The organism is Nocardiopsis dassonvillei (assembly GCF_964273065.1).
GTDB lineage: Bacteria > Actinomycetota > Actinomycetes > Streptosporangiales > Streptosporangiaceae > Nocardiopsis > Nocardiopsis dassonvillei_B.
Genome location: NZ_OZ186815.1, coordinates 4,032,674 through 4,057,914 on the forward strand (window position 1 = coordinate 4,032,674; position 25,241 = coordinate 4,057,914).

General features: G+C 72.8%; 28 protein-coding genes. 14 read left to right on the top strand and 14 right to left on the bottom strand.

Going from position 1 to position 25,241, the window contains the following annotated elements; translation table 11 throughout:
• Nucleotides 1-4: 4 nt before the first annotated feature.
• Genes ACSUPR_RS17985 through ACSUPR_RS17995 form a run of 3 tightly spaced genes read right to left on the bottom strand, consistent with a single transcriptional unit; the run spans nucleotide 5 to nucleotide 1,733 of the window.
• Nucleotides 5-877 carry a hypothetical protein gene (locus tag ACSUPR_RS17985; protein WP_436885771.1) on the bottom strand — a complete coding sequence of 291 codons (873 nt, stop codon included), beginning with the start codon at nucleotides 875-877 and terminating at the stop codon, nucleotides 5-7.
• Between the two features lie 18 nt (nucleotides 878-895).
• The gene (locus ACSUPR_RS17990; protein ID WP_436885772.1) at nucleotides 896-1,246 is read right to left on the bottom strand and encodes a hypothetical protein; all 351 of its coding nucleotides are present in this window, start codon (nucleotides 1,244-1,246) and stop codon (nucleotides 896-898) included.
• Between the two features lie 52 nt (nucleotides 1,247-1,298).
• Nucleotides 1,299-1,733 carry a hypothetical protein gene (locus tag ACSUPR_RS17995; protein WP_436885773.1) on the bottom strand — a complete coding sequence of 145 codons (435 nt, stop codon included), beginning with the start codon at nucleotides 1,731-1,733 and terminating at the stop codon, nucleotides 1,299-1,301.
• A 906-nt stretch (nucleotides 1,734-2,639) separates the two neighbouring features.
• On the opposite strand from ACSUPR_RS17995, the gene ACSUPR_RS18000 reads away from it, so the two are divergent.
• Nucleotides 2,640-2,867, top strand: coding sequence for a type II toxin-antitoxin system HicB family antitoxin (locus ACSUPR_RS18000; RefSeq protein WP_436885774.1), 228 nt, complete (start codon nucleotides 2,640-2,642; stop codon nucleotides 2,865-2,867).
• On the top strand, nucleotides 2,860-3,210 hold the full coding sequence (locus ACSUPR_RS18005; protein ID WP_436885775.1) for a type II toxin-antitoxin system HicA family toxin: 351 nt from the start codon (nucleotides 2,860-2,862) through the stop codon (nucleotides 3,208-3,210). The genes ACSUPR_RS18000 and ACSUPR_RS18005 overlap by 8 nt, the downstream gene beginning before the upstream one ends.
• A 162-nt stretch (nucleotides 3,211-3,372) precedes the next feature.
• Here ACSUPR_RS18005 and ACSUPR_RS18010 read toward each other — a convergent pair whose 3' ends face one another.
• Nucleotides 3,373-5,676, bottom strand: coding sequence for a protein kinase domain-containing protein (locus ACSUPR_RS18010; RefSeq protein ID WP_436885776.1), 2,304 nt, complete (start codon nucleotides 5,674-5,676; stop codon nucleotides 3,373-3,375).
• 314 nt (nucleotides 5,677-5,990) lie between these two features.
• Nucleotides 5,991-6,188 carry a hypothetical protein gene (locus ACSUPR_RS18015; RefSeq protein ID WP_436885777.1) on the bottom strand — a complete coding sequence of 66 codons (198 nt, stop codon included), beginning with the start codon at nucleotides 6,186-6,188 and terminating at the stop codon, nucleotides 5,991-5,993.
• Nucleotides 6,189-6,493: 305 nt separating this feature from the next.
• Between ACSUPR_RS18015 and ACSUPR_RS18020 the strand changes: the two genes are divergently transcribed.
• The 3 genes from ACSUPR_RS18020 (at nucleotide 6,494) to ACSUPR_RS18030 (ending at nucleotide 9,074) form a co-directional block, all read left to right on the top strand.
• Nucleotides 6,494-6,736 carry a hypothetical protein gene (locus ACSUPR_RS18020; protein ID WP_436885778.1) on the top strand — a complete coding sequence of 81 codons (243 nt, stop codon included), beginning with the start codon at nucleotides 6,494-6,496 and terminating at the stop codon, nucleotides 6,734-6,736.
• A 230-nt stretch (nucleotides 6,737-6,966) separates the two neighbouring features.
• Entirely contained in the window at nucleotides 6,967-8,634 is a 1,668-nt protein-coding gene (locus ACSUPR_RS18025; RefSeq protein WP_436885779.1) for a serine/threonine-protein kinase, read from the top strand.
• A 41-nt stretch (nucleotides 8,635-8,675) separates the two neighbouring features.
• Nucleotides 8,676-9,074: a spore-associated protein A gene (locus tag ACSUPR_RS18030; protein ID WP_436885780.1), complete on the top strand. Its 399-nt coding sequence runs from the start codon at nucleotides 8,676-8,678 to the stop codon at nucleotides 9,072-9,074.
• A gap of 183 nt (nucleotides 9,075-9,257) precedes the next feature.
• Here the strand turns inward: ACSUPR_RS18030 and ACSUPR_RS18035 are convergent, their stop codons facing one another.
• A complete protein-coding gene (locus ACSUPR_RS18035) occupies nucleotides 9,258-9,935 on the bottom strand; it encodes a hypothetical protein (protein WP_436885781.1) in 678 nt (225 codons plus the stop codon).
• Between the two features lie 388 nt (nucleotides 9,936-10,323).
• Nucleotides 10,324-11,553 (bottom strand): calcium/sodium antiporter, encoded by a 1,230-nt coding sequence (locus ACSUPR_RS18040; RefSeq protein WP_436885783.1) that lies wholly within the window; start codon nucleotides 11,551-11,553, stop codon nucleotides 10,324-10,326.
• A gap of 584 nt (nucleotides 11,554-12,137) precedes the next feature.
• Here ACSUPR_RS18040 and ACSUPR_RS18045 point away from each other — a divergent pair.
• Complete coding sequence (locus ACSUPR_RS18045; protein ID WP_436885785.1) at nucleotides 12,138-13,913, top strand: serine/threonine protein kinase; 1,776 nt, start codon at nucleotides 12,138-12,140, stop codon at nucleotides 13,911-13,913.
• An 834-nt stretch (nucleotides 13,914-14,747) separates the two neighbouring features.
• On the opposite strand, the gene ACSUPR_RS18050 is transcribed toward ACSUPR_RS18045, so the two are convergent.
• The 4 genes from ACSUPR_RS18050 to ACSUPR_RS18065 form a co-directional block, all read right to left on the bottom strand.
• Complete coding sequence (locus ACSUPR_RS18050) at nucleotides 14,748-15,578, bottom strand: peroxiredoxin family protein (protein ID WP_436885786.1); 831 nt, start codon at nucleotides 15,576-15,578, stop codon at nucleotides 14,748-14,750.
• A gap of 116 nt (nucleotides 15,579-15,694) precedes the next feature.
• On the bottom strand, nucleotides 15,695-16,261 hold the full coding sequence (locus ACSUPR_RS18055) for a TetR/AcrR family transcriptional regulator (RefSeq protein ID WP_436885787.1): 567 nt from the start codon (nucleotides 16,259-16,261) through the stop codon (nucleotides 15,695-15,697).
• 158 nt (nucleotides 16,262-16,419) lie between these two features.
• On the bottom strand, nucleotides 16,420-16,854 hold the full coding sequence (locus ACSUPR_RS18060; protein WP_436885789.1) for an ATP-binding protein: 435 nt from the start codon (nucleotides 16,852-16,854) through the stop codon (nucleotides 16,420-16,422).
• Nucleotides 16,851-17,384, bottom strand: coding sequence for a hypothetical protein (locus ACSUPR_RS18065; protein WP_436885790.1), 534 nt, complete (start codon nucleotides 17,382-17,384; stop codon nucleotides 16,851-16,853). The genes ACSUPR_RS18060 and ACSUPR_RS18065 overlap by 4 nt, the downstream gene beginning before the upstream one ends.
• A 423-nt stretch (nucleotides 17,385-17,807) precedes the next feature.
• Between ACSUPR_RS18065 and ACSUPR_RS18070 the strand changes: the two genes are divergently transcribed.
• Nucleotides 17,808-18,704, top strand: a complete 897-nt coding sequence (locus tag ACSUPR_RS18070) for a macrolide 2'-phosphotransferase (protein ID WP_436885791.1) — start codon at nucleotides 17,808-17,810, stop codon at nucleotides 18,702-18,704.
• A gap of 131 nt (nucleotides 18,705-18,835) precedes the next feature.
• Here the strand turns inward: ACSUPR_RS18070 and ACSUPR_RS18075 are convergent, their stop codons facing one another.
• Both ACSUPR_RS18075 and ACSUPR_RS18080 read right to left on the bottom strand, forming a co-directional pair.
• Entirely contained in the window at nucleotides 18,836-19,000 is a 165-nt protein-coding gene (locus ACSUPR_RS18075; protein ID WP_436885793.1) for a DUF397 domain-containing protein, read from the bottom strand.
• The gene (locus ACSUPR_RS18080; RefSeq protein ID WP_436885795.1) at nucleotides 18,997-19,758 is read right to left on the bottom strand and encodes a Scr1 family TA system antitoxin-like transcriptional regulator; all 762 of its coding nucleotides are present in this window, start codon (nucleotides 19,756-19,758) and stop codon (nucleotides 18,997-18,999) included. The genes ACSUPR_RS18075 and ACSUPR_RS18080 overlap by 4 nt, the downstream gene beginning before the upstream one ends.
• A gap of 200 nt (nucleotides 19,759-19,958) precedes the next feature.
• Between ACSUPR_RS18080 and ACSUPR_RS18085 the strand changes: the two genes are divergently transcribed.
• The 5 genes from ACSUPR_RS18085 (at nucleotide 19,959) to ACSUPR_RS18105 (ending at nucleotide 22,348) form a co-directional block, all read left to right on the top strand.
• Nucleotides 19,959-20,147, top strand: a complete 189-nt coding sequence (locus tag ACSUPR_RS18085) for a hypothetical protein (protein ID WP_436885796.1) — start codon at nucleotides 19,959-19,961, stop codon at nucleotides 20,145-20,147.
• Between the two features lie 149 nt (nucleotides 20,148-20,296).
• Nucleotides 20,297-20,533, top strand: coding sequence for a hypothetical protein (locus tag ACSUPR_RS18090; protein ID WP_436885797.1), 237 nt, complete (start codon nucleotides 20,297-20,299; stop codon nucleotides 20,531-20,533).
• A 193-nt stretch (nucleotides 20,534-20,726) separates the two neighbouring features.
• Nucleotides 20,727-21,146 carry a hypothetical protein gene (locus ACSUPR_RS18095; RefSeq protein ID WP_436885798.1) on the top strand — a complete coding sequence of 140 codons (420 nt, stop codon included), beginning with the start codon at nucleotides 20,727-20,729 and terminating at the stop codon, nucleotides 21,144-21,146.
• Between the two features lie 88 nt (nucleotides 21,147-21,234).
• Nucleotides 21,235-21,804: an AAA family ATPase gene (locus tag ACSUPR_RS18100; RefSeq protein WP_436885799.1), complete on the top strand. Its 570-nt coding sequence runs from the start codon at nucleotides 21,235-21,237 to the stop codon at nucleotides 21,802-21,804.
• 4 nt (nucleotides 21,805-21,808) lie between these two features.
• A complete protein-coding gene (locus ACSUPR_RS18105; protein ID WP_436885801.1) occupies nucleotides 21,809-22,348 on the top strand; it encodes a hypothetical protein in 540 nt (179 codons plus the stop codon).
• A 279-nt stretch (nucleotides 22,349-22,627) separates the two neighbouring features.
• On the opposite strand, the gene ACSUPR_RS18110 is transcribed toward ACSUPR_RS18105, so the two are convergent.
• Nucleotides 22,628-23,614: an L-threonylcarbamoyladenylate synthase gene (locus ACSUPR_RS18110; protein WP_436885802.1), complete on the bottom strand. Its 987-nt coding sequence runs from the start codon at nucleotides 23,612-23,614 to the stop codon at nucleotides 22,628-22,630.
• 230 nt (nucleotides 23,615-23,844) lie between these two features.
• Here ACSUPR_RS18110 and ACSUPR_RS18115 point away from each other — a divergent pair, with 230 nt between their 5' ends.
• On the top strand, nucleotides 23,845-24,657 hold the full coding sequence (locus tag ACSUPR_RS18115) for an alpha/beta fold hydrolase (protein WP_436885804.1): 813 nt from the start codon (nucleotides 23,845-23,847) through the stop codon (nucleotides 24,655-24,657).
• A 183-nt stretch (nucleotides 24,658-24,840) separates the two neighbouring features.
• Nucleotides 24,841-25,149, top strand: coding sequence for a hypothetical protein (locus ACSUPR_RS18120; protein WP_436885805.1), 309 nt, complete (start codon nucleotides 24,841-24,843; stop codon nucleotides 25,147-25,149).
• Nucleotides 25,150-25,241 lie beyond the last annotated feature (92 nt).

Here is a 25,241-nt window from a genome sequence, read left to right on the forward strand (position 1 = left end):
TTCTCTAGGGGGCCGCGGTCCGCCCGGAGGCGGGGCCCTGCCCGGGGGTCCGCCCGGCCGTGGTGGACGAGGGCAGCCGGGGGATGGCGGCGGGGTCGGTCGAGGCGCCGGAGTTCTGCTGGAGTGCCGCCACGACACCGCGTGCCGGACCGAGCCGGGAGCGGGTGCCCAGCTGCGGGGACGTCGTCACGCTCCGGCTGGCCGGGTCGGTGAGCCCGTGCCGGGCCAGCGCCCGGGCGACGCGTTCCGGCCGCACCTCCAGGGCGTCGCGGAGCAGGTCGTCGGTGACGGGGTTCAGGTTGTTCAGCTCCCGCAGGTACCGTTCGGCCCGGACCTTCCCCTGGGGGGAGAGGGGAGCGTCCGGCCGCAGCTCGTACCTTTCCGACACCAGGCCGATGGCGGCCTGCGCACGCAGTTCGAGGTCGATCTGCGAGGTGTCCCCGCCCGCCTCCGCCCGGCGGTTCCGGTCGTCGATGGCGCTCCGTATGGTCCCGGAGGCCGAGTCCACCCGGGCGCCCGCGTCGGTGAGGTCGAAGACGACCCTGGCGACGCCCTTGCCCTCCAGCTTCGCGATCCTCTCGTGGTGGGCCTCCCGCACCCGCTCGATCTCGTTTCCCGCCTGGAAGAGCTTGTTGGTGGAGGCCGCCTGCTCGTCCAGCTTGGCCCTGATGTCGGCGGCGATCTCCTTGGGCTTGCGCTCCAGGTCCTCGATCTGTTGCTCGATCTGCGTCTTCTCGGTGGGGCTGTTGAGCGCCGCGAGGTAGTTCTCCTGGCGCCTCGTCACCGCCATCTTCAGTGTGTTGCGGAGCTGGGTGGAAATGCTTCCCATGAGGACGGTGAAGGCCACCGTCATGAGTGCGGTGAACAGGGTGCCCAATGTTCCGATCTTCTCCTCTTACCACCCGGCGAGGGCGCAGACACCGATCAGCAGGATGAGGCCCGCCCAGGCCCAGGCGCCCGACCAGGCGCGGGGAAGAGGGGCGGACGGACGTGCGCGGACGCTCAGGGACGCCTTGGGACCGGGAACCGGGACGGCGCCCTCCGAGAGGGCGCGTCGCCTCTCCAGCAGGTCCGTTGCGTAGGCATCGAGGATCTCCCGGTCATCGGATGACTCCGGGAGGTCCTGGAGGCGCCTCCCCTCGGGGAGGTGGACCCGGCGTCCGGCCATGAAGACGTGCAGGAGGCCCTGGAGGGCCAGGACGAGGACGGCGGCACCGGCCAAGGCCAGGACGCGTTCGTCGAGCATGGGTGTCACTCCTTGTCCTCGGAGCGGTGGAGGAGGCCGGTCTCCGGGCCCGTCACGGGGAGGGCCTCGCGCCGCGGTTCCTCCCGGGGGCCTCGGGGAGGGGGCCCTGCCGTGCCGCCCGCAGGGCGCTCGCCTGGTTGTTGCCGCGGACGACGACGAGGCCGGGGCCGTCGGATGTCGCGGCGGGGGCGTCCAGTCCCAGCTCCTTCTCCAGGGCCTTGCCGTCCTCCTGGGCGCCCTGGTAGCGCTTCAGGACGCCCTCCACGTTCGTGGCCTCGTTCTTGGCGTCCGTTGCGTGGCGCTGGACCTGCCGCTGCTCCTCTTCCAGGGGGCGCAGGGCGCTCACCATCTCTTGCTTCCGGCGCTTGAGCTCGTCCAGATCCTTTTTGGGGACGATGTCCATGTCCCCGATCCTGGTCTTGGTCCCGGGGAAGTTCTTCTTCTTGTCCTTCTCCCGGGGGCCGTTGACCAGGAGTTTCTTGCTCATGTCCGTTTTCGCGTCGACCGATGACCGAATCGTGAAAACGATCATGAGCGACATCCCGGAAATGATGCCGTAGGAAAGGTAGAGCATTTGCAGCCAGCCCGGCAGTGAGCCGATCAGTGCGCCCATGGCCTCCTCGCTCTCCGGATCCGATCGCCGCTGTACACCGGGACAGCCTAGGGCCGCGGCACTGTGGCCAGGAAGTGATGCGTGTCACATGGTGGGCTGTTCAATGTCCGGGTGGAAGGTTCGGCCTGGTCGGAGCGTTTTCGCCCCCTGTTGTGGGACGTGCTGGCGTCCCGGTGCCGCCGCCGCGGCGGTATGCGGGGCGGAGATCTCGCGGGTGGTCCGTCCTTCGGAGGTGCCGCCCTTTTCGTGAAGGCGAAAGGAATCCCGAAAAGTGAGGGGCCGGAGTCTTTTCTCGCTGTACGGTTCCGGATCGGTGGACTTCCGATCGGTTCCCCCGGGTGTCGGGGGTGCTCGTTGTCGAGGGCGGGGCCGGAGCGGGGACCTTGGGTGGGTCCGGGGCCGGGAGCGGGGGTCGGGGGCGGGCGGGGGCGGTGCTTTTGTCGCGGGAGCGGCGGGAACGCGGCGTCGCGGATGGTCGCGGGCGTGGATGTTCTCCTGTGGCCTGTGTCCGGGGACGGGTGGCCGGAGGCGGGTGGCAGGGGACCGGGGGTGGGACGAGGGCTGGGGGTCGGTCGGCGAGGCCGTAGAGTCGCTCTGATCCTTCCCTTTCCCGGCGCCTTCCGCTCGGTCGGAACGTGAAATCCCATGGGCCGGAATTCGTGAATAGGTGAAGGTATCTTGTTTCCATTCGATGGCCGAACGTGCGGAGGTGCAGCTGTTACGGCTGTTTCCGCGACCGGTCGGCCCGCGTGCGCTTTCTGAGAAAGGTCGGTGTTCGCCATGGCACGACAGACGCTGTCGGTCGTCATCTACCGGGAGGGCGACCAGTACGTCGCCCGGTGCCTCGACGTGGAGGTCTCCAGCTTCGGAGCCACCCGGGAGGAGGCCGAGGCGATGATCGCCGAGGCCCTGGAGCTGCACCTGGAGGACCAGGTGGGGCGGGACGAGCTGATCCCGGTGGCCGAGCCGCGTGTCCACGAGGTGGAGGTGAACGTGGGCAATGGCTAGGGACAAGAAGGCGAAGTCCGGCAAGGAGATCGCCAAGGAGCTCGAAAGACAGGGCTTCAAGAAGAGCCGCCAGAGCGGGAGCCACGCCACCTACACCGGCCCCAACGGGCAGGGGCGCGTCACCATCCCGCTCCACGGCAGCGGAAGCCTGCCCGCGGGTACGCAGCGGAGTGTCGAGAAGCAGATCGAGGACGCCCGCAAGAAGCAGACCCCCCAGAACGACACCCCCACCAACCTGGGGAACGCGGTGAAGAAGGCCGCGTCGGGGAAGCAGGCGAAGTCGTCCGAGTCCTCCAACCAGAGCAGGGGGCTCTTCGGTAGGAAGAAGGGCCGAGGGAGATGACGGCGCGTGGTCCGGAACCGCGGGTTCCGGGCCACGCGCGTATCTGCGGGAAGGTGCGGGCGGCCGTTCTCCTTCCCGAGAACGGATCAGGATCGGCCCGGTGCCACGAGAGTCCGGGGCGGAGCCGAGGCCCGTGACGCGCCCTCTACCCCGTCGGGACCGTCAGCCCCCGTCCCCCGCGGCTCGGTCGGTGCAGACCTCCTCGGAGGGGGCCAGCACCTCGGTCGAGTGGACGGCGACCACCTGGAAGCAGTACTCCACTTCGGGGTTGAGGCCGGAGATCTCCACCGAGGACTCGCCCGCCTCGGTGCGGGCCATCGACGTCCCCCGAGCGTCGGCGGGACCGCCGACCACGACGTGGCGGCTCTCGCCGCCGGTGTTGTCGGTCCAGGCCAGCGACACGGCCACGAGGTCGTCGGTGAGCCCGATGTCGGTGGGGGCCAGCTCCGCCGCCGGGTCGGCGGCGGCCGGGGGCTCCGCGGCTTCGGTCCCGGTCCCGGACCCGGACCCGGGCCCGGTGCCGGTTCTGTCGGAGGTGTCCGTGGTCCCGTCGGCCTGCGGCGGCGCGGACGGGGAGTCGGGCCCGCCGAACCCCCGCAGCAGCACGGCGACGCCCGCGACCACCACCACGACGACCAGCAGGCCGAGGAGGGCCGGGCCGACGAGGGCGCCGATCCCGCGCTCGCGGGCCGGAGGGTCGCCCCAGGCCGGGTGCTGCCGTGGGAGGCGGTCCCGGTCGGCGGTGTCGAAGGGGGGCGCGGGAGCGGACACGGGCCGGGGCGGCGCCGCCATCGACGGAGCCGGGAGCGGGGCCGGGGTCGCGGGAGTGCCCGAGGTGCTCCGTTCCGGATCCCGGGGCGCGGGCGCGGGCACCGGTGCGCGGACGCCCGGACCCGCCGCCTCGCCCGGTCGGACGCCGGATGCCCGGGGCCCCTGGGCGGGGGCCGCCTGGGCCGTGGGCGCGGGTGCCGGTGGCACGGGGGCCGTCGCCTGGGTCACCGGTTGGGGGAGCGGAGCGGGACGGGGCGGCCGGGGGGTGCCCACGGCGGCGCCGGAGGGCGTCGGGGCGGTTCCGGGCTCCGGGGCGTGGGCCCGCCCGTGGCCGTCCTCGGGGGCGGGGTCGGCGTTGTCGTCGCCCCGGTGGGCCGTCCGGGGCGTGCCGAGGGCGCGGGGCGGTCCCACCGCGGAGAGGTCGAACTCCCCGGAGGGGCCGTCGCCGGAGAGGTCCGTGTCGGCCCGGGTATCGGCATCGTCGTCGGGGCGGCCGTCATCGGTGTATCCGTCGTCCGGGTACCCGTCGTCGGAGCCGCTGCCGGGCTCCGGCCCGGCTCCGGCGGCCGGTGCGGGCGGTTCCGGTACCTCCTCCGTCGCGCCGGTGACGGCCGCCGGATCCGAGTGGGCCGCCCGCGTCCCGGCCGCCTCCTCGCGAGTGGTCTCCTCTGCGGGGAGGAGCGCGGTCTCCGCCTCCCCGGCCGGATCGTCCGGGTATCCGTCGTCCTCCGGTGCCGAGTGCGGCTCCTGCGCTTGCTCCGCCTCCGGAGGCAGGGGCCCGCCGGTGGGGAGGGCCACGGCATCCGCGGCCTCTTCGGGGCCGTCCGTGTACCCGTCGTCGGCCTCCGCTTCACCCGTCTCCTCGGCGGGCACCGCGAACGCCCGGTCCGTGCCGGCCTCTCCGGTCTCTCCGGACGGCTCCTCCCGGGCTGCCAGCGCCGCGGCGAACTCCTCCGCGGTGGCCGTCCGCCGTTGGGGATCGGCCGCCAGAGCACGGCGCAGAACCGCCTCCAGCCACCCCGGCACGTCCTCGCGGGGGAGGGCGGGCACCTGCGAGCCGAGGATGCGGGCGCGGTAGTGCGCCAGCGGGGCGGACTCCTCCCGCTCCCCGTCGAACGGGGCGTGCCCCGCCAGCAGCGCCCACATGGTGGAGGCGAGGCGGTACACGTCGGAGGCCGGGGAGGGCGCCTCCCCGCGCAGCTCCTCGGGCGGGGCGTGGTCCAGGTCCCGCCGCGTGTAGTAGACCGGCGGGAACGGGTGGTCCAGCGGCAGCGCCGAACCGAAGTCGATCAGGGTCGGGCCGGGGTCCCCGCGCAGGATGTTCTCCGGACGCACCGCGTGGTGCAGGAAGCCCGCTCCGTGGATCGCCGCCAGGGCCCCGGCCACCGCCGCGCCCACGGCGAGCACCTCGTCCACGGGAAGGTGCTCGCCGTGGGCCAGGGCCTCGCCGTAGTCGCCGCCGGGCCGGTACTCGGTCACCGCGTAGGGGCGGCCCTCGTCGGTGACGCCGGAGAACAGGAGGGGCTGCACGCCCCCGGTGGCGGAGAACTCCTCCCACAGACCCACCTCGTCCGGCCGCCCCGCGCCCGCCGGCGGACGCAGCAGCTTCACCGCGAAGGGGTCCTCGCCCGACTCGGGCTCGGCCCGGTACAGGAGCGACGCGTTTCCGAGGCGCAGAGTCGTCAGAGAGCTCATGCCCGGGATCTCGGGCTGGGACGAAGTACGGCGACGACCCTTGCGGATCATGGGGTCCCTTCTGGCACAGCGGTCCCCTGCATCCGGTCGGCCGACGGCACGGACGGCTCGTCGGCGCGCGGAGGGGCCGTCTGGTCGGCCGGAACGCGTCGGCACGGGCCGGTTCGGCGGCTTGGGGGACGACCGCTCCGCGGGAGGGGAGGTGGTTCCGGGGCCGCTGCCGGGGCGGGGCACGGGGCCCGGCAACGCTGCGGCGAGCCTAGTACACGCCTTCGTACCGGGGGAACGCCGGAACCCCGAACCGGTCGGGACGGTCAGGCGCTCTTTCCCTTGCGGCGGAACAGCTGCCCCTCCTGCTGAGTTTGCCGCGCTTTGAGGGAGGACCGGAGCAGACTGGTCGACCGGGTGCTCTCACGCGACTTCTTCATCGCCTCGCCCAGACTGGTCGGCTGCTGTGATTTCTGGTTCTTTTTGAGCTCTTCCATGATCGCCTTCAACTTTTTTCCGGCCATGCTTCACTCACCTTCGTTTTCTGGAAGCTCGGAGTTCTCTCCGAGCATTTCCGGCCCGACGGGTGCAGGGCGGCCGAGTGCTCCGGGCGCCACCGACGTAGTGCGGGGCGCGGTGGCGTGCGCGAGGCTCGGATGCTAGCACCGTGGAACGGTGGGGAAAAGGCCGGTAAGCCTCGCCGGTCCTGAAATCCGAGGTCCGTTCTTCATATGTCGGGAACGGTCGTGTTCCCCCTTCGGGGCCCGGCGGAGGACCGAGTCGTGTCCAGGCCGGGCCCTGAGGGGACGTAGAGGAAGGAAGTACGGGGATGGCATCGGGCAAGAGCGGTGGCGGGAAGAAGAAGGACGCCAAGGGAGCCGAGGACATCGGTGATGCTCCGACGACCGTCACCTGTCCCGCGTCCGGCCGCCAGGTGGTGAGCCAGGACTTCCCGCTGCGCGAGTTCACCCCGCACGCGAACGCCGGGGTCGATCCGAACGCCCGGAGGAACGCCGAGCGCTCCCGGCCCTTCCGGGCGACGGAGCCGCGCAGGGGGAACAGCCCTTCCTGAGGGGGAGGCCGCTTCCCCCTACGGCCTGAGACGCGGGGCACTGCGCCTTCGCTTCCGCTCCGCCGGGGCCGGCACCGGTCCCGGCGGTTCTCCGCGTCCGTTTCATGCGGTTCCGTTGCCGTTCGAGTTGGAAGCGGTCGCTATGATGCGGTGTCCGTACGTCCTTCGGCGGGCCTCTGCTCCCCGTGTCCGTGGCGGACCCGCCCCCTGCCCCTCCCCCCGTGGATTCCATGCGCCCCCCACAGACCCTCGCCTCCCTGCCCGCGACCGCGACGGACCTGGCCCCCGCCGACCCGTCGGCGATCGGCCCCTACCGGCCTCTCAAACGCTTGGGCGCGGGCGGTATGGGCGTGGTCTACGCCGCCGTGGACCCCCGGGGATCTCTGGTCGCCGTCAAGGTGGTCCATGCCGAGTACGCCGCCGACGCCGAGTTCCGCAGCCGCTTCGCCCGTGAGGTCGAGATGCTGTCCCGCGTGGGCGGCGCCTGCGCCGTCTCCCTGCTCGCGGCCGACACCGGAGCGGACCGGCCGTGGCTGGCCATGCCCCTCGTCCGCGGTTTCAACCTGGGGGCTTACGTCCGTCAGAACGGGGGTCCCCTGCCCGCTCACCTCCTCCACGGGCTCGCCCTCGGTGTCGCCGAAGCGCTCGCCCAGATCCACGCGGCCGGAGTGGTCCACCGCGACCTCAAACCGGCCAACATCGTGGTCTCCCCGGAGGGGCCGCGGGTCCTCGACTTCGGGATCGCCCGGGCCCTGGACCAGACCGCGCTGACCCGTACGGGCTCCCTTCTGGGTTCTCCCGGCTGGATCAGCCCCGCCCACTACCGGGGCGAGGCGGTCAGCACCGCGGACGACGTCTTCGCCTGGGGGGCGGTGGTGGCCTACGCGGCCACAGGCCGTCCCCCCTTCGGAACGGGCGACCCGGCGGGGGTCGCCCACCGGGTGCTGAGCGGCGACCCCGATCTGGACGGTTTCGACGGACCACTCGCCGACCTCGTGCGCCGAGCCCTGGCCAAGGAGGCCGGGCCGCGGCCCACCGCCCTGGAGCTGGTGGCCGGCGTACTTCGGGCGTCCGGCCCGCCGGGAACGGCGGTCGCGTCGTTCACCGGAACCGAGGGGGTGGGGCGGATCGTCGGGGGGAGCCTCCAGGACACCTGGGCCGGTGTGCGCCTGCCGGAGGAGCGCCACTTCGATGCGGTACCCCCGTCCGCCCGGGGCGGCGCGGAGCGGGTGCGTCCGAGACTCTGGACGGCGCTCGCGGCGGCGGCCGCCCTGCTGTTGTTCGCGGTCGCCGGTCTGGGTGGCGCCGTGCTCTCCGGCCGCCTCGACGCGTCGCTGATCGGGGGCCGGTCCGCCGGGGACCGCGCCGCGTCCCCGGCGGAGAGCACTGCTCAGGACGACGGGAACGGCTCCACCGAGGGTGCGAAGGGCTCGGAGGGGGCCGGAGCGTCGGACGACCCCTCCGAAGACCCGTCGGAGGAGGAAGAAGAGGACGGGACCGAGGAACGGATCGGTTCCGAGGAGGCGATCGGTTCCGAGGGCACGACGACCACGTCCATCGGTCTGGTCGGTGCGGGTGTGGGTGCTTCGGGCCCCAAGCCCCCGGGCGACCACGTCATCGCGTTTCGCCCGGACGGCGGCTCGAGCGTGTACGCGAGCCTCGAGGGTGCCGTCGTACTGTGCGCCTGGAGCTTCTGCCAGAGCCAGGGCGGTGGCGTCGGCAACGGCAGCGCGGGGTCGGTCTCCTCCAGCCCGTCGGCGCTCACGGGCTACGCGAACCAGGGCAGCCGCACGGTGAAGGCGGAGGTCACCTACACGACGGCGGCCGACGGCACCGTCACCATCACACACCTGGTCGAATACCACCGCACCAGCGGCACCGGGACCCCGCCGTGGTGACGGCGGACCGGGAACAGGCGGACGACCGCGAGCGAGGAACGATGAAGAGGATCACCGGCCGTGTCGCGGCGGCCCTGGGGCTGGCCCTGGTCGTCACGGTCGCCAACCCGGCGCCGGTCGGCGCGGCCGCCTACGGCGGCCAGTGCGGCAGCGGGTACGGCAGGGTCAACGAGGCGGCGATCCCGGGCGGGACGGTCTTCCTGACCTACAACAACTCCAACGGCAAGAACTGCGTGGTCGTGGTCCGCTCCGACCCGGGGGCGCGCGTCCCCATGGACGCCGCCCTCAAGCAGAGCGGCGGCACCTCCTGGCAGACCGACCCGGGCGACTGGACCGAGTACGCGGGACCGGTATACCTCTCCGCGGCTGGGCGGTGTGTGGACTGGGGCGGGAGGATCGGCGATGACTGGGTCGTCCGCAACGGCACCAACTGCGGCTGACCGCGCGCGTTCCGTCGGCGGGGGAGTGGGCGGCGACCGCCTCCCTGCCGGAACGTCGGGCGGGGAGGATCTGCCGTCCGTTCCGGCCGCGCTCCTGCCGCCGGACCGGCGGACACGGCGGCCGGCCGGCGTTCGGCCGCCACAACGGGAACGGCCCCGCCGGAGCGGGGCCGTTCGGGTTGTTCAGGCCGGGTAGAAGGTGTAGGCCCCGTACCTGGAGATGCTCAGGGTGTGCTCCCGCACGTCACCCGTCTCCGCGTCCAGGGAGCGGCAGGTGAACGGCGCGTCCTCACTGGTCCGGCCGCGGACCAGGTCCGACTCCATGTCACAGAGCACGTACTCGGTCTCGGCGTCCCAGCGGAGGGTGTCCTCGACCATCTCGCGTACCAGCGGGCCCTCCGGCAGTTCCGGCTCATAGGAGATGAGGATGCCAGAGGACTGGATGTCGATCTTGTACTCGAATTCCTCACCCAGGAAGTTCACCGTGCAGGTCACGGACTCGCCTTCCTCGCCGGCGATGTCCGGGCACTGGTAGGTGGCGTCCGGGTCGGTCATGGAGGCGAAGATGGAGACCTGCTCCAGGGCCTCCCAAGCGATCCGCTCGCTCAGGGGGGCCGAGTTGTCCGGTTCGGGCGGCAGGTCGTCCTCATTGAGCTCGGGCTTCTCGCTCGGAACGGGGCCCTGGTTGAAGTCCTCGGTGTCGACTTCTACGGGTTCTTCCTCCACATCCGTCTCGGCGGTGCCCGTCCTGGGCTCGGGCTCCTCCGCGGGGGCAGGGCCTCCGCAGGCCGCCAGGGCCAGCGCCGATCCGGCGGCGACCAGGCCGAGGGCGGTGCGATGGGCTCGTGAGGAGTTCAACATGGATACCTCGGGCTGTGTTGATAGGGGATAGGGCCCTCTTGTGAGAGAAGGGGTCCATGTGATTAGTGTCCGCGGGTGGGGTCTCGGTTCTCCGCTCGAGAAAAAGTGGCCTAGGTCACTTCGTGTCGTCGTGGTCTTCTGCCGCGGTCTTCGCATCCTGCCGATGCCGATCGACGAGTGACCGCGGCTCCTCCTCGCCGGAATGGTGGAGCCCGGTCCGCCGGAACCGAAGCACGGCGGTGGTCGGAGCTCTCAGGTATCGGTTCGGGAATCCGGGGCGGCCGCTCCTGAAGCGGCACCGCCATTTCCGCGCCCGCCGCCGACAGCCGGGGCGCACCGTCGGAGGCCGGGGCGCGGGGTGCTTTCACGCCATCCCGCACACGGGGTCTCAGCGCGGCTCCCGCTCCGCCGTCCCCGGGCTCTCCGCGACAGTCCCCGGGGCCGGGGTCGGGGCCGGGGGCGTCCTCCCGTGGCGCCGCCTCTTCAGTTCGCCGACCGTCACCACCGTCAGCCACAGCGCGGTGAGCGGGATGACGAACCACAGCATCGCTGCGCTGTAGGTGCCCAGCACGGCGTTCCCGGTGGCCTCCAGGACCAGGTAGGCGATGTAGGCGACGTAGAAGCCGACGAGCAGCGCACCCTCCCAGCGGGACACGTCCAGGCCGGTCAGGGCGATCGGCAGCAGCACCAGCGCCACCGCCACCATGATCGGAAGGTCGAACCGCAGCGCCGACGGCGCGATCTCGATCCCCCCGGGCGCGATGACGGCGGTCAGGCCGAGCACCGCGCCGAGGTTGAACACGTTGCTGCCCACGATGTTGCCCACGGCCATGTCGCGTTCCCCGCGCATGACCGCGACCACGCAGGTCACCAGTTCGGGCAGCGACGTGCCCACGGCCACCACGGTGAGCCCGATCAGCAGGTCGCTCACCCCGAGCGCCGCGGCGATCGCGCTCGCCCCGTAGACCAGCAGGCGGGCCCCGGCCACCAGCAGCACCGTGCCCACGAGCACCAGCAGCAGGTCCCACAGGACCGACTTGGTCCGCGAGGTGGTGCGGACCGGGCCGTCCGCGCCCGGGCCCTTCCCGCCCGGGCCTTTGTTCCCATCCGGGCCGTCCGCTCCCGGACCGGCGTCCGCCCGTACCGGTTCGGGGTCCCCGGCGGCCCTCCTGCGGGAGGCGACCACCGTGACGGCGACGTAGACCACCAGCGCCAGGAACAGCAGGCCGCCGTCCAGGGTGCCCAGGGTCCCGTCCAGCGCCATCAGCAGGGCCACCAGCGACAGCAGCACCATCACGGGGATGTCGGCGCGCACGACCTGGGAGTTCACCGCCAGGGGGACGAACAGCGCCGACGCTCCGAGGACGAACAGGATGTTGGCGATGTTGCTGCCCACGACGTTGCCCACGGCCAGTCCCGGGAACCCGGAGATCGCGGCGTCGGTGCTGACCGCCAGCTCCGGTGCCGAGGTCGTGAACGACACCACCGTCAGACCCACGACCAGCGAGGACATCCCCACCGTCCGGGCCAGCGAACCGGCACCCCGGACCAGGGACTCCCCTCCGGCGATCAGGAGTACGAACCCCGCCAGCAGGGCGAGAACCACCAACACGTTCACTTGGGCCTTCCGATCGCTCCACCAGGTCACGCACGGCATACCCGCACCCGGGGCGCTTCGCCCTTGCAGGCCACCCGGTTTCCGGGACGCAGCGCCGCCCCGTGGCCGGGGAGCCCATTCTTTCGGGCGCCGGGGCCCTCGCGCGACCCGTTCCCGGATTGTCCGCGGCCCACCCGGGCTGCGGTCCCGACGCGGCCCGGACAGGCCCCGCGACCGGCGCGGCCTCCCGGGCCCCGGCGGGCCGGGCGGGGTCGGCGCCGCCGGCATCCGGGCGCCGGATCCTCCCCTGGGGCCGTAGCTCGGCCGGTACCGCGAACAGCTCGGCGATCGACTCCCCGCCCGGCACCCGCAAGCCGCTCAGCCCGGTCGCGTCCGCCGACGGTGAGGCCCGCGCACCTGCGAACGGCGCGGGACCGGGGCACGGCGATCCCTCCCCGTCCTCCGTCCGCAGCCGCACGTCCGCCGGTGCGCGGCTCCCCGAACGCGGAGCGCGCTCTGCACGGCTTTCCCGCGGATTCTCCGTGGCCGGGAACTTTTCCCTCCTGCCCGGCATCACTTGTTCTCCGAGAGGACTGGAGGCACAAGTGGAACCACTGGGGCCCGAGGACCCCCGGGAGATCAGCGAATACCGCCTGCTCGCCCGGCTCGGCGAAGGCGGCATGGGGGCGGTCTACCTCTCCCGGACCCGGGGCGGCCAGCCGGTCGCCGTCAAACTGATCCGGCGGTCCCTGGGGCGGGATCCCGAATTCCGCAGGAGGTTCGAGCAGGAGGTGTGGGCCGCCCGCAAGGTGCGCGGCTACCACCTCATCGCGGTCCTGGACCACGACACCTCCGGGGAGACGCCCTGGCTGGCCTCGGAGTTCGTCGCAGGGACGTCCCTGTTCGAAACCCTGCGAACGCACGGCCCCCTGCCGCTGACGGACGTGTTCCACCTGGTGGGCTGCACCGCGCGGGCGCTCCAGGCCATCCACCTGGCAGGGGTCGTCCACCGGGACCTCAAGCCCGGCAACATCATGCTGTCCCTGGACGGCCCCAAGGTCATCGACTTCGGCATCGCCAAGTCCGCCGACGCCACACAGCTGAGCAGCGGGGTCATCGGAACCCCGCAGTACATGTCGCCCGAGCACGCCCGTGGCGAGCGGGTCGGCCCGGAGAGCGACGTCTTCTCCCTGGGACTCATCGCCGCCGTCGCCGCGACCGGCAGGCACCCCTACGGCGAGGGCGGCGGGATGACCGTCAGTGCCCGTATTGCCAACACCGACATGCGACCCCCTGACCTGGGCGGATATCCCGAGGAACTCCTGCCCCTCCTCCGGCGCTGCCTGGTCGCCGACCCCTCCGCACGGGCGGGGGTCGAGGAGCTGATGGCGCTGTGCCTGCACCGCTCCGGCCGCGACCCAGGCGACCACGCCGGGTGGCTTCCCGCACCGGTGGCCCGGGAGATCGAGGAGCGGCGGGCGGAGGCGGAGAACCCCCCGCCCCCGGACCCCGGCACCGGTCACCGGACGGCCCGCCCGTCGGCCGGGCCCGCCGGGTCCCCGGGGGAGGCCGCACCCCCGACCGGGCCCGCGGCGGGACCCACCAGGCAGTACACGGAGCCCGACCGGGCGTCCGCGGGATCCGGGGCGCCGCCGCCCCACGGCGCCTCCGGCCGCGCCGGCGGCGGGGACCCTCGCCGGACCCCCCTGAGCCCGGATCCCCGCTTCGGTCCGCCCGCAGCCCCCGTGGCCCCGAGGACCGGTCGCGTCCTGGTCCCCCTCGCCGCCCTCGGGGCGGCCGTCGTCCTCCTGTTCGGGTTGCTCCTCGTCCGCCCCCTGTTCGACGCCCGGGACGGCGCCACGGGGGGAGGCCCCGGGACGGAGGCCGCCACCGGCGGGGACCCGGCCGACGGCACCGCCTCCCCCGCGGGGGACGGCCCCGATCCGGAACCTGAGCAGGAGGCGGGATACGAGGTGCTCGTCGAGGGCCGGGAACTGTCCGTACGCCCCAACCAGCGGGACCCCTCCGGTGTCGACCTGGACGTTCCCGAGGTGGACGCCGCGGACGTCGACTTCGACACCGACGAGGTCTCCGTCCGCGGAGGGTCGAGCGGCGACCGCTGGCAGTTGATCACCACGTTCGGTATCGCCGATGGCAGGACACCGCAAGCCTGTCTCCGCGCTGCCCAGGGCAACGCCCTCCCCGACGGCGTCGAGGGGCATGAGTTCGGGTCGTTCGTTCCCGAGGGCACGATCCTGTGCACTGTGACCTCCGAAGGAAACCTGGCCATGTACGAGGTCACCGGCCTCACCGCCAACACCGACCGGTACCACGAACTGCCCTCGGTCGAAGGCGTCCTCACCCTCTGGAGCATGCCCTGAGGCCGAGTGGCACCCGGGTCCGCCTGGAGCGCCCCGACCGGGTCGGGGGCCCGGGCCCGACCGGCGGTCACCCACCGGGCGGCAGCGCGCCTCCGCAGGAGGCCGGGTGACCGTCCGGACCGCCCGCCGGAGCGCTGCACCGGCGGGCGGCGGGTTTCGGGGCGTGCCTCGGGGGCGCGGCGGAGGGCATGCCCCGAACCCCCTGAACGAGGGTTCCGCCCACGCGACCGGTTCCTCGCGGCCGCGCCCGTGATGGTGGCGGCCGCGCCGGCCGTCGCTGTGGCGGTGCGGCTGAACACCCCGGACACGGACGGGCACCCCGATTACTCCGGTCGGGCGGACGCGGAGGTTGTGCGCGTCCGGGCGGAGCCCGGCTCCGGCCGGACGGGGATGGGCGACCCGAGGACCACCGGCGAGGTCGCCTACACGGTCGACCGGCCGGGAGCACGTCTCCGCGGTGGCGGGCGTGCTCCAGCCGGAGCCCGAGGAGGGGGAGCGGATCACGGTCGCCCACGATCCCGCCGACCCCGGGGCGGGTCGCCTCCCCGGACCTGGCGGGGTCCGGCGGGCAGGCGGATGCGGGCGGCCCTCACCGTGTACTTCGGGTTCATGGTTTTCCTGGGCCTGGCCTTCTTGGGCCGTTTCGTCTGGCGGAACCCGGACCTGTGGAGCTCCGGACCGCCGGGGAAGGGGCCGGACCGTCCGGGTCGGTGACCCCCGTTGTCCCGGGGAACCGGCGGGAGGCCGTCCGGCGGGCGGGGACCGGACCGTGGACCGGGTCCGGCGTGGTGGGCGGGACCGCGCGGGGACCCGGTCGACGGACCGGGCGGCCGGTCAGAGGAGGAGTGGGACCAGGGCGGCCGCCAGGAGGACCGCCGCCAGTAGGGCGGTGGCGGCGGCGCCCCGGCGGTCGGCGGGCAGCCGGCCGAAGAGCCGGGACAGGCGCCCGAGCAGGGCCAGCGGCGGTGCGGCGAGCCACACGTCGCGTTCGACCCGGGAACCGGCGGCCTCCACGATGCCGGGCAGGTGTCCGACGGCGCGCAGGAGCGAGCCCGCCATGCCCCTGCTGTGGCCGCGCTCCGGGGCCGCTCCCCGTACGACCGCCGCGAGGGCGCCGCGCAGCCCGCGTTCGTCGTTGGCCCAGTGGGCCCGGTAGAGGATCGTGCCCTCCGGACCGATGAGGTAGGCGGAGTTCGGTTTGGGGCTGAAGGCGCGGTGCGCCGCTCCGTTGATGCCGTCGACCGCGACCTCGAATGGCAGGTCGTGGTGGCGGCGCAGCTCCCGGGCGTGCTCCCACTTGCGCTCGAAGGTCCGGGGCTGGGGGAGGAGCTGGCCCGGGTGCGCCTCCCTGGTGTTGACCAGGACGAACCGGACCGCCTCGCCGAACTCGGCGTGCAGGCCGCGCAGGACGGGCCCGGCGCTCTCGGTGACGGGGCAGGTGCGCGAGCCGAAGACCAGCAGGACGGGGCGCGGTCCCAGGTCGGCGGAGGCGAAGCGGGGGCCGTCGAGGGTCGGCAGGTCGAAGTCGGGGACGCGGTCGCCCGGTCCGGGGGCGTCGGAGGCGAAGTACATGTCGCCGACGAGCAGCCCGGTCCGGAAGCGCTCGAAGCGGTAGGCGTCCCCCGCTCCGGTGGCGGTCGGGTCGGGCGTGGGCGGTCGGGTCATCGTGACTCCTCGGTGGGCGGTGTCGGCCGCCGGGGGACGGACGGCACCTGGTTGACCGGCCGGTCAAATGACCGGGCAGGCGGAACCGGCCCGTGTCCGGGCCGGAGTGGTGCGGGTCAGCGGGGAGCGGGAAGGAGGGCGCGGACGCCGTCGCGTGCGTGCTCCACCAGTTCGGGGCGGTCGTAGGCCTTTGCGAGCAGGGCCGTCCCCTGGAGGTAGGCCAGGATGCGCAGGGCGGTCTCCCGGGGGTCCGCCGAGCGGGCGACCTCGCCGCGCGCCTGGGCCTCGCGGACGGCGTCGGAGAAGTAGGCGGCCCAGGCGTCCAGGATCCGCGTCGCGTGGGCGCGGGGTTCGTCGCCCCGTGCGGCGAGTTCGGTGGACAGGCTTCCGATGGGGCACTCGGGGGTGCTCCCCATCCGCTCCCGCATGAGGGCGATCATGCCGGCGAAGCCGCGCACGAACCGGTCGATCCGCTCCAGCGGGGGTGCTTCGGCGCCGAAGGCCTCGTCGAGCAGAACCGTCATCATCGACCAGTTGGCGTCGAGCACGGCCAGGCCGAGGCGTTCCTTGGAGGGGAAGAAGTGGTAGAGGCTGCCCCGGTGGACACCGGCCTCCTTGCAGATGTCCTCCACACTGACCTCGGCGAAGGAGGAGCCGTGGATGAGGTCGCGTGCCACACGCACCAGACGTTCCTTCGTGTCCCCGGCCATGGCGTCCCCTCGGTTTGACTGATCGGTCAAGAACCTACGTGCTCTTGACCGATCGGTCAACGGTGGGCGGGGCGGGATTCCGGCGAGGGCTCCGGCGGTCCGCCGGAGCCCTCGGTGGGAAGGCAGGGGCCTCACTCCGTGGGGGTGAAGGTGGCCCAGGTGTGGGTGCCCAGGTCCCCGAGCGGACAGACGGGCGAGTATCCCCAGGCTGTGGACAACTCCTGGACCATGAGCAGGCCGCGCTGGCCCTCGGCGCTCTCCCACTCGGCGGGAGTGCGGGCCTTCGGGATGGCGGGGATGCCGCCGGACAGGCCGTCGTCGGTGAATCCGAGGGTCAGCGTGTGGTCGCCGGTCAGCCACAGCGTCCGCACCACCCCACCGCCGACCTGTCCCGAGGCGGTGTACTTGACGCAGTTGGCGAACAGTTCGCTGCCGCACAGGACCAACGTGTCGGCGAGGTCGGGGTCGAACCCGGCCAGGTCTGCGGCCAGGTCGCGGCGCACGGTGGACAGGTGCGACAGGTCGCCGGGGTAGAGGCGGTGGTGCCACAGGCGGGTCGGGTTCATGCTCCCACCCCCGCGCGGGTCTTGCGGTGTTGTTGGTCCTGCCAGCGGCGCACCGCGTCGGCCAGGTCCTCGAAGGTGACCGGCGGCGGGGTGGGGGCGAGCAGGTCGCCCTCGCCGGGGCGGGGCTCAGGGATGCGCGGTGCGGCCCACTGTTGGAGGCGGGCGGTGGCGTGGGCCTGGAGGCGTGCCTGCTCGCGGGCGGCGCACGGGTCGGGGAGGGTCTTGTGCGGCTCGGCAAGGCGCGGGCTCTCGGGGGCGCGGGGTGCGGTCTGGTCCTGGATGCGGGCCTGCTCGTGGGCGGTGTAGTAGGGGCGCACGAGCGGAAGGTCGTCGGCTGCAAAGGTCTCGCGCGGGGCGGACAGCCGGGGCGCGGCGGGCGGGCTGGGCCGGGTGGCGGGGCCGGGAGTTTGGGCGTAGCGGCGCACCCGTGCCGAACGACGGCGGCGGTGGTGTCGGCCGCAGGGAGAGGAGAACAGCGCTCGCAGGAGCCCGAGGGCAGCCCGGAAGAGCGCGGCACTAAACTGGCTCACGCTGGCAATCCTTGTGTTCAAAGGGGTGAATTGCTGGCCACGACCCCGGGCGCTGACAGAGCGTCGCGGGGTCACGCTTTTTTCGGTTGTGGGGCCAGAATAAGGCACGGCGGGGGCTGTGCGCACATTTTTCGGACGGATCACCGAAGAAGATCCGAGGCCACGTGTCGTCCCAGGTCAGGATGGATTTCAGGCTTGGGTGGGAGTGGCTTTTCTGGGTGCTGGAGTCATAAGTCTGATTTGTTGGTTTTGGCGTAGTAAGCAGAGTTCTGTGGTTGTGAATGGTTCCCTTCGGGATGCCCGGCCGGTCCCACGCCCCGGCCACGGCGTCCGGACCTCGTGGTCCGGCTGGAGGGGCGGGCGCCCGTGGCGTGGAGGGAGGGCTGTGGAAACGGGGTGTGCACAGGTGAGAGCGTGGTGCACATGAGCATGATCGACGATGTCATCGCCCTGGCCGCCGCCCACGGGCTGGACCTGCGCCCGGAGAGCGCGGACGTGAACGAGGCGGGCCTGGACTACCGGGTCGTGATGGCCGAGGACACCGGTGGGAAGCGGTGGGTGCTACGTGTGCCGCGCCGCGCGGACGTCTCGGCGGGTATGGCCGCGGAGGCCCGCATCCTGGACCTGGTGTCCCCGGTCCTGGCGGCCGAGGGCGTCGCCGTGCCGGACTGGAAGGTGCGCGAGCCCGAGCTGATCGCCTACCCGGCGCTGCCCGGTTCCCCCGGTCTGACCCTGCCCGGCGGAGAGCCCCTGTGGCACATGGACCCGGCCGACCCCGGCTACGCCGAGCGGCTGGGCCGCCTCCTGGCGCGCCTGCACGCCATCACCCCCGAGCAGGCCGGGGCCGCCGGGGTGGAGGTGCGCACGCCGGCGCAGGTGCGCCGGGCATGGGCCGAGGACGTGGCGCGGGTGCGCGAGGAGTTCACCGTCGCGCCCGCTCTGGCCGAGTCCTGGCAGGCCTGGTTGGAGGAGGACTCCTGCTGGCCCGAGACCACGGTGATGACGCACGGCGAGATCTACCCCGCCCATGTCCTGTTCGACGAGGGGGGAGCGATCACCGGGGTCCTGGACTGGACCACGGCCCGTGTGGACGACCCGGCCCGGGACCTGTCCGCCCAGTACGGTGCCGCGGGGGAGGAGATGTTGCAGGCCGCCCTGGCCGCGTACGAGGAGGCGGGCGGACGGGTCCACCCCGGCCTGGCCGCGCAGGCGAAACACCTGTGGGAGGCCTCCCCGATCGCGTACGCCCTGTACGCGCTGACCACGGGCGCCGACGCCGACCTGGCCGCGGCCGCCGCCATGCTCGATCCCGAAGCCTGACGCCTTTCCCGGCTCACGGTGGGGGGAGCGCGAAGCGGGCCGTCCCGGTCTGTTTCCCCGGATACCCCCGGGGGTCGATCACCTGACGAAGGCCCCGGGCTGTCGCAGTCCGGGGCCTCGCGTGGCTGTGGTCACTTCTCGGCGGTCAGCGCCGCGATCCATTCGGACGAGGTGAAGGTCAGGTGCCCCGCCTCGCGGTTCTGGGTGTCGCGGACATCTGCGCCGCAAGCGTGCTCCCGGGTCTCCACGCAGTTCGATCCTGTGGAGCTGTAGCTGCTCTTGTGCCAGTCGTTCATGCGAGGTCCTTCAGTTCTGCGAGCGAGTGCCGGGAGGGGAGGGCCACCGCCAATGCCCCCGTGATATGTGCCTGCAGCCGCTCGTGCGAAGCGGCGTCGTGGATGACGTTACCGTCTGCGTGGTCGCTGCTGATAGCCGGTTCCCCGGAGTGCAGCCGAAAGGCCAGAAGCGTGGAGGCAGGGTCCAGCAGGATCGACCCTGTCGGCACCAGGTGAACCGCCACCCGCTCGGTGGCGACCAGGGCCAGCAGGTGTCGGGCCTGCTCCTTCCGTATTTCTTCATCGAAGCTGGTCAGGGCGGACACAGGAAACACCGCAGTGATACGGAGCAGGGGGAGTTTGCTCAGGCGTTCCGTTCGCAGCCTGGTGAGTCGTGCGACCTCCTCGTCCGATGCCAGCGGCCATCCGGACCGGAAAACCCGGGTGGCGTACGGGGCGCACTGGAGGTATCCGGGCACGAGCACGGGGGACACGATGTGCAGAGTGCGCGCGGCCTCCTCGATGGCGGACAGCGTTCGTGCCCACTCCGGAACCGCTACACCACTGGCTGCCACCCGCCACGACGCCAACAGCTTTCCATCGGCGTCCAAGACGGCATCAAGCGTTTCCGCCATGGGCAACTTTGGTAGAGAATGACCGTTTTTCCAGCGGGAAACCGAAGCCACGGACGAGGCCGTGCGCGCGGCGAGCTGTTTCTGGGAGAGGCCACGCAGTTCCAGGAACCGGGCGAGCGATTCAGGGAAAGGGGGTTCCGTCATGTGAACCAGATTACGTTCGGGTTCCGCATGGCATCAGGATTTCTCTGAAAAACCTCAGTTGATGGCGGTACCGGCGAACCAGAAGCCACCTTGGTGCCATGGAACCTGTAGCACGGCGGAAATCGATTCCCCGAGGGCACGAGACCGAGGCGGCGGTGCTGGCGCTGCATTCCGCGCTTCGGCGTCGAGGGGTGGCGGCGATGGACGGCGACCTCCCCGGTTCGGTGCGGGCGGAGCACGCGGGGCGAGGGCTCACCGTCCGGCTCGCGGACGGGCACTGGTGGCGCACGATTCCCGGCGAGCCGCACTCCACCGTCCCGGTCGCGCCCCGGGGCTCCGAGGACCTGCTCGCCCGTCATCTCGTCACCGAACTCCTGGGGCGCCTGTGAGCGCCGACGAACCGCTCACCTGGGCCGAGTTCCGTCGCCTCACCCGGCCCCGCGGCCCGCAGGTCCCGCGGCCCCGGTCGGCGGAACCGCCCCCTCTGCCCCGCCGCGAACGCAACCGAAGGCCCGACAACCCCGGGAAGGGAACCGCGATGTCCGCCCAGTACGACGAACACCCCGCCCGGTGCGGCAGGCCCGCCACCGAACCCCAGCGGGAGAGGGCCGACGCCCTCTTCGACCGCCTCTCCTCACTCCTGCGCGACGCCGCCGACCCCTGCGCCGACCCCGCCCGGCTGGTCCGCGAGGCGGACCGGGCCTTCGACACCCTCCACCGCCACCTCAGCCGCGGCGGCGCCCTTCCCCGGCCCTGGCGCGACGCCCGCCACTGACACCGGACTGATTCCGAGGGGAGGCCTCGTACGGGCACGGTAACGCGCCCCCGACGATCCCACCCCAGGCCACCGGGCATGTCGGTCCCGACCAGGCTCGGCCGTCCGCACGTGTCCGGGCGAATGCCGACCGGCGCGGGGGGCGCGGGCCGACTCCCGTTCCGCCGCCGGGACCTGCTCTAGGGTGTGGGGCATGGCGAGGTACCCGATCACCAGACTCGAGGTCGACGGCTTCGGGCCGCTCGATGAGGTCGACATTCGGCTCAGCCCGACGCTGAACATCGTCACCGGGGAGAACGCGACCGGGAAGTCCCAGTTGCTCAAGCTTCTGTACGCGGGTACCCGAACCCTGTCCGGCAGGCCGTCGCTCACCAAGGGCGCGCTCTCCTCCGATATCGCCGATGCCCTCATCGGCATCTTCCGTCCCGAACAGCTCGGCCGTCTCGCACGTCGGGGCCGGGGCAGGGTACGTGCGTCGGTCGCCCTGAAGTACGGGGGGATCGGCGATCCCCTGGCTTTCAACTTCGCCTCGAACGCACGGAGCGACGTGCAGACCACTTCCGTGCCGCGCAGCCCTCTCGACGACACCCCGGTCTTCCTTACCCTCGCGTGAACTCCTCTCCCTGTACCCGGGGCTGGTCTCGCTGTTCGAGACGAGGGAGGTCGAGTTCGACGAGACCTGGCGCGACACCGCTTCCCTGTTGGGCCGTCCGGCCCTCCGCGGTCCGCGCGGTACCTTCGCGAACGAACTCCTGGCCCCCCTGCTGGGGGAGATCGAGGGAACCGTCCTGGAGGAGAACGGGCGCTTCTACGTGCGCCTTCCCATCGGTAGCGCCGGGTCGGGCAAGATCGAGGCGCACCTGGTGTCCGAGGGCTTCCGGAAGCTGGCGATGATCATCAGGCTCGTCTCCAACGGGGTGCTGCTGGAGGGGGGCTACCTGTTCTGGGACGAGCCGGAGGCGAACCTCAACCCCAAAACGCAGCGGGCCGTGGCCAGGGCCATCCTCGCTCTCGCCCGCAGCGGGCCCCAGGTCTTCGTCGCCACGCACAGTGTGTTCCTGTTGCGGGAACTCGAACTGCTCCTCCACGAGGAACCGCCTGAGAGCTCGATCGAGCCCCGGTACATCGGCCTCTACCGGGAAGCTCAGACGGACGAGGACTCCCTTTCCCGAGCGGTGCGGGCCGAAGCCGCCACGGATCCCGCGGACCTGAGTGCGATCGCCGCCCTGGAGGCCGAGCCGTCGCAGAGTCTGCGGTACCTGGGAGTCTGACCCCATGCCGGTGGAAGCCGAGATCGATGGATCCCTCTTCACTTTTCCCGACGGCTGGGAATTGGAGAAGCCGGACGAGTGGCCCGAACAGCGGAGGGCGACACAGTCCCCGTTCCATTCCGAAGGCTGCGACCTCGTGGCGATGAAGGACGGAGTCCTGTGGCTGATCGAGGTGAAGGACTACACGTATCCGGGGGCCGAGGTCCCGGATGATCTCGCGGAAAAGGTCGGCCTCAAGTTCTTCCACTCACCGGCCGTCCTGCACATGGTCGCGCGCTGGGGCCAGGGGGGCCGACGGGATTTCAGCCTGGCGGCGTTGGCCTGCCCGGAGACCCGTGTCCGCCTCGCGGTGGAACTGCCGGACGGAGGGCGCAGGCTGATCGGGGTGGCGACCCCTCTCGCCGGGCTGAAGGACAAGCTCAGGCGCGTCACCAAAAGGCTGAACGTGCACCGTCCCATTGTCAGCGACTCTCACGTGATGAACGGTGTCCCGTGGGAGGTCAGGCGGAATCCCGGAAGCCGCCGAGAACATGCCGACCGGTGAGATGGCCTCCTGCCGCGGTGCTTCGGCAACAAGCCGGCACGTGACAACGGCCCCGCAGGGTCACACGCGGACCTCGCACCCGGACCGCCGCCCCCATGCGGCTTGCACATCGGTCGTCTCCTCCGGTCGGCTGCGCGACCAGCGGAGGACGGCTTCCCCTCGGCGCGCTGATGAGGACGCAGAGTGGGGAGGCCGGGTGGAGCAGGCCGCCGACCCCGCGGCGGCGCGGGGTCGGCGGCCTGCTCCACCCCGGTCGGCGGACCGGCCGTTGGGCTCCGGTCACCCCTCCGCGGACGGGCGGGGCCCGGCGGCCCGGCGGAGCCGGTTGGCGATCGCGAACCCCAGACCCTCCTCCGGCGGGAGGGAGGCCACGATGACGTCGCACCCGCTCCGGTCGAGGTCGCGCAGGAACCCGTAGAGCCCGCGTGCGTACTCCGCCGGGGAGGCGGGCACCGGGACGACGGCGTGCGCCCCGGCGGGCGCGTCCCCCGACCCGGGGGGCACAAGGACGCCGACGCCGAGGCCCCGCGCTCCCAGGCGCTCGGCCTCGCCCACGACCTCGTCCGGTGCGACCAGGACGACCCGCGCACGCGGCGCGTAGTGCGAGGGGTGCTGCCCCGGCACCCGGACCGGGCTCGCCGAGGGCGCCGCCACCGGTCGGCCCAGCGCCTCCTCCAGGTCCTCCCTGGTGACGCCCCCGGGCCGCAGGACGCTCGGCGTCCCGCCCGTGACGTCGACGATGGTCGACTCGACGCCGACCTCGCAGGGGCCCCCGTCCAGCACGAAGCCGACGTCGGCCCCCAGTTCCTCGCGGACGTGCTGCGCCGTGGTGGGGCTGACCGAGCCGAAGCGGTTCGCGGACGGGGCCGTGACCCCTCCGCCGAAGGCGTCCAGGAGCGCGAGCGCGGCGGGGTGGGCGGGCACGCGGACGGCCACCGTCTCCAGCCCGCCGGTCACCTCCAGGGGAACGCGGGGACCCCGCCGCAGGACCAGCGTGAGCGGCCCCGGCCAGAAGCGCTCGGCCAGCACCCGGGCCGTGTCCGGGACCTCCCGGACCCAGTCGCCGAGCCGCGCGGCGGAGCCGATGTGCAGGATGAGCGGGTGGGAGGGAGGGCGGCCCTTCACCTCGAAGATGCGCGTGACGGCGCCCGGGTCCTCGGCGTTCGCGCCGAGACCGTAGACGGTCTCGGTCGGCAGCGCCACCAGTCCGCCCGTGCGCAGCACGTGAGCCGCCTTCTCGATGTCGGCGGTGCTCCACGTGGTCACTGTCGTACCTCCCCTTGTCCCGTGGCGGCCCCGGCCCCCCGCGGACGGCTGCGCGGTGTGCGCCCGCCGGTGGGCGGTCCGCGGGATCGGGGCGAGGGCGGCGGGCCCGAGGGGCCGCGCTCCGCCTCAGGGTACAAGCAGGTGGAGCCGGTACCCGGCCGTCCGGAGGCGGTCCCGGGGTGAGACGGGGCACGCGGCAGCGTCCGCCGCGGGCCTGCCATGATCGCGGTATGGAACCGAACACCGGTCCGACCGCCCCGCCCGCGGCCGGGACCTACGTCCCCACCCCCGACGGCGGGCGGCTGTGGGCCGAGAGCAGCGGCTCCGGCAGCCCGGTCGTGCTGCTGCACGGCGCCGGCATGGACTCCCGCCTGTGGGACACCGTCGCCCCCGGGCTCGCCCGGCGCCACCGGGTGGTCCGCTTCGACGCGCGCGGACTGGGCCGCTCCTTCGCCCCCGAACGGCCGTTCAGCGATGTCGAGGACCTCCGGTCGGTGCTCGACCACTTCGGCCTGCGCCGGGCCGCGTTGGTCGGGCTGAGCATGGGCGGGGAGACCGCGCTGGACTTCGCCCTCGCGTACCCCGGCCGGGTCGCCGCGCTGGGCCTGGTGTGCAGCTCCGTCGGCGGGCACGACTGGCCGCAGGACGCCGGTTCGACGGCCTACGACACGGCCCGCCGCGAGGGGGACGCCGAGGCGCTGGCGCGGCTCGAACTGTCGGTCTGGGCCCCCATGGGCCGTACGGCCCCCGGCGGGGAGCTGATCGAGGCGATGGTCGCCGACAACGCGCACCGGCGCCTCGTGAGCGAGCGGTACATGGCGCCCCCGCCGAACCCCGACGCCGAGGCGCACCTCGGCGACATCGCCGTGCCGACCCTGGTCGTCCACGGCGACCGCGACCACGCCGAGATCGGGGTGATCGTGCGACGGCTGGCCGGCGGCATCCCCGGCGCCCGCGGCCACCTGGTCCCCGACGCCGACCACTACCTGCCGCTGCGCACCCCCGGGCGCCTGGCGGAGCTGCTGCTGGAGCACCTTCCCTGACGGTGAGGATGCGCGGTGGCCTCTCCGGCGGGACCGGACCGCCCGGAGGAGCCGCCGCACGCGACCGGACGGGACGCAGGACGCGGCGCGCCCCTTCCGGCGGCTTCACGACCCCCTGTCCCGGCGGCCCGCGGGCGTGCGGGAGAGTGCAGGGTGATGAACCCCCCGGCTTCGAGGAGATCCATGTCCCCCGTCCAGATCATCCGCACGATGGCCGCCGCCCTGATCGCCGGAGGCGCGGCCCTGGGACTGGTCCCCGCCGGCTCGTGCGGCGCGGGCTGGTGGACCCCGCTCGGCGCCACCGCCTCCTTCGGATGGTTCGCCTACACGCCCTATGAGGACCGGTCGCCCTTCCTGCCCCAGGACATGTGCGAGGCGGCCATGGCGCCGGTGGGGGTGTGGGCGGTCGCGCTGGTCGTGATGGGGGCGACCCTGCTGGCGGGGGTGTGGTTCACCACCTCGTACCGGCCCAAGCGCAGGCCCGAGCGGTAGGCGCCCGGTGCCGCCCCGGCCGACGGGGGCCGGGGCGGTCCGGCGGGCGGCGAGCCCTTCACCGGCTTGCGCACCACGCCGGCGGTTCGCGC

Bases quoted from the DNA above. Each gene is read 5' to 3' on its own strand.
- ACSUPR_RS18000 (WP_436885774.1), top strand. From the start codon at position 2,640: ATGGCACGACAGACGCTGTCGGTCGTCATCTACCGGGAGGGCGACCAG.
- ACSUPR_RS18035 (WP_436885781.1), bottom strand. From the start codon at position 9,935: ATGTTGAACTCCTCACGAGCCCATCGCACCGCCCTCGGCCTGGTCGCC.
- ACSUPR_RS18075 (WP_436885793.1), bottom strand. From the start codon at position 19,000: ATGAACGACTGGCACAAGAGCAGCTACAGCTCCACAGGATCGAACTGC.
- ACSUPR_RS18090 (WP_436885797.1), top strand. From the start codon at position 20,297: ATGTCCGCCCAGTACGACGAACACCCCGCCCGGTGCGGCAGGCCCGCC.
- ACSUPR_RS18115 (WP_436885804.1), top strand. From the start codon at position 23,845: ATGGAACCGAACACCGGTCCGACCGCCCCGCCCGCGGCCGGGACCTAC.
- ACSUPR_RS18105 (WP_436885801.1), top strand. From the start codon at position 21,809: ATGCCGGTGGAAGCCGAGATCGATGGATCCCTCTTCACTTTTCCCGAC.
- ACSUPR_RS18080 (WP_436885795.1), bottom strand. From the start codon at position 19,758: ATGACGGAACCCCCTTTCCCTGAATCGCTCGCCCGGTTCCTGGAACTG.
- ACSUPR_RS17995 (WP_436885773.1), bottom strand. From the start codon at position 1,733: ATGAGCAAGAAACTCCTGGTCAACGGCCCCCGGGAGAAGGACAAGAAG.
- ACSUPR_RS18070 (WP_436885791.1), top strand. From the start codon at position 17,808: ATGAGCATGATCGACGATGTCATCGCCCTGGCCGCCGCCCACGGGCTG.
- ACSUPR_RS18015 (WP_436885777.1), bottom strand. From the start codon at position 6,188: ATGGCCGGAAAAAAGTTGAAGGCGATCATGGAAGAGCTCAAAAAGAAC.
- ACSUPR_RS18005 (WP_436885775.1), top strand. From the start codon at position 2,860: ATGGCTAGGGACAAGAAGGCGAAGTCCGGCAAGGAGATCGCCAAGGAG.
- ACSUPR_RS18025 (WP_436885779.1), top strand. From the start codon at position 6,967: ATGCGCCCCCCACAGACCCTCGCCTCCCTGCCCGCGACCGCGACGGAC.
- ACSUPR_RS18030 (WP_436885780.1), top strand. From the start codon at position 8,676: ATGAAGAGGATCACCGGCCGTGTCGCGGCGGCCCTGGGGCTGGCCCTG.
- ACSUPR_RS18120 (WP_436885805.1), top strand. From the start codon at position 24,841: ATGTCCCCCGTCCAGATCATCCGCACGATGGCCGCCGCCCTGATCGCC.
- ACSUPR_RS18020 (WP_436885778.1), top strand. From the start codon at position 6,494: ATGGCATCGGGCAAGAGCGGTGGCGGGAAGAAGAAGGACGCCAAGGGA.
- ACSUPR_RS17990 (WP_436885772.1), bottom strand. From the start codon at position 1,246: ATGCTCGACGAACGCGTCCTGGCCTTGGCCGGTGCCGCCGTCCTCGTC.
- ACSUPR_RS18085 (WP_436885796.1), top strand. From the start codon at position 19,959: ATGGACGGCGACCTCCCCGGTTCGGTGCGGGCGGAGCACGCGGGGCGA.
- ACSUPR_RS18050 (WP_436885786.1), bottom strand. From the start codon at position 15,578: ATGACCCGACCGCCCACGCCCGACCCGACCGCCACCGGAGCGGGGGAC.
- ACSUPR_RS18060 (WP_436885789.1), bottom strand. From the start codon at position 16,854: ATGAACCCGACCCGCCTGTGGCACCACCGCCTCTACCCCGGCGACCTG.
- ACSUPR_RS18095 (WP_436885798.1), top strand. From the start codon at position 20,727: ATGGCGAGGTACCCGATCACCAGACTCGAGGTCGACGGCTTCGGGCCG.
- ACSUPR_RS18010 (WP_436885776.1), bottom strand. From the start codon at position 5,676: ATGAGCTCTCTGACGACTCTGCGCCTCGGAAACGCGTCGCTCCTGTAC.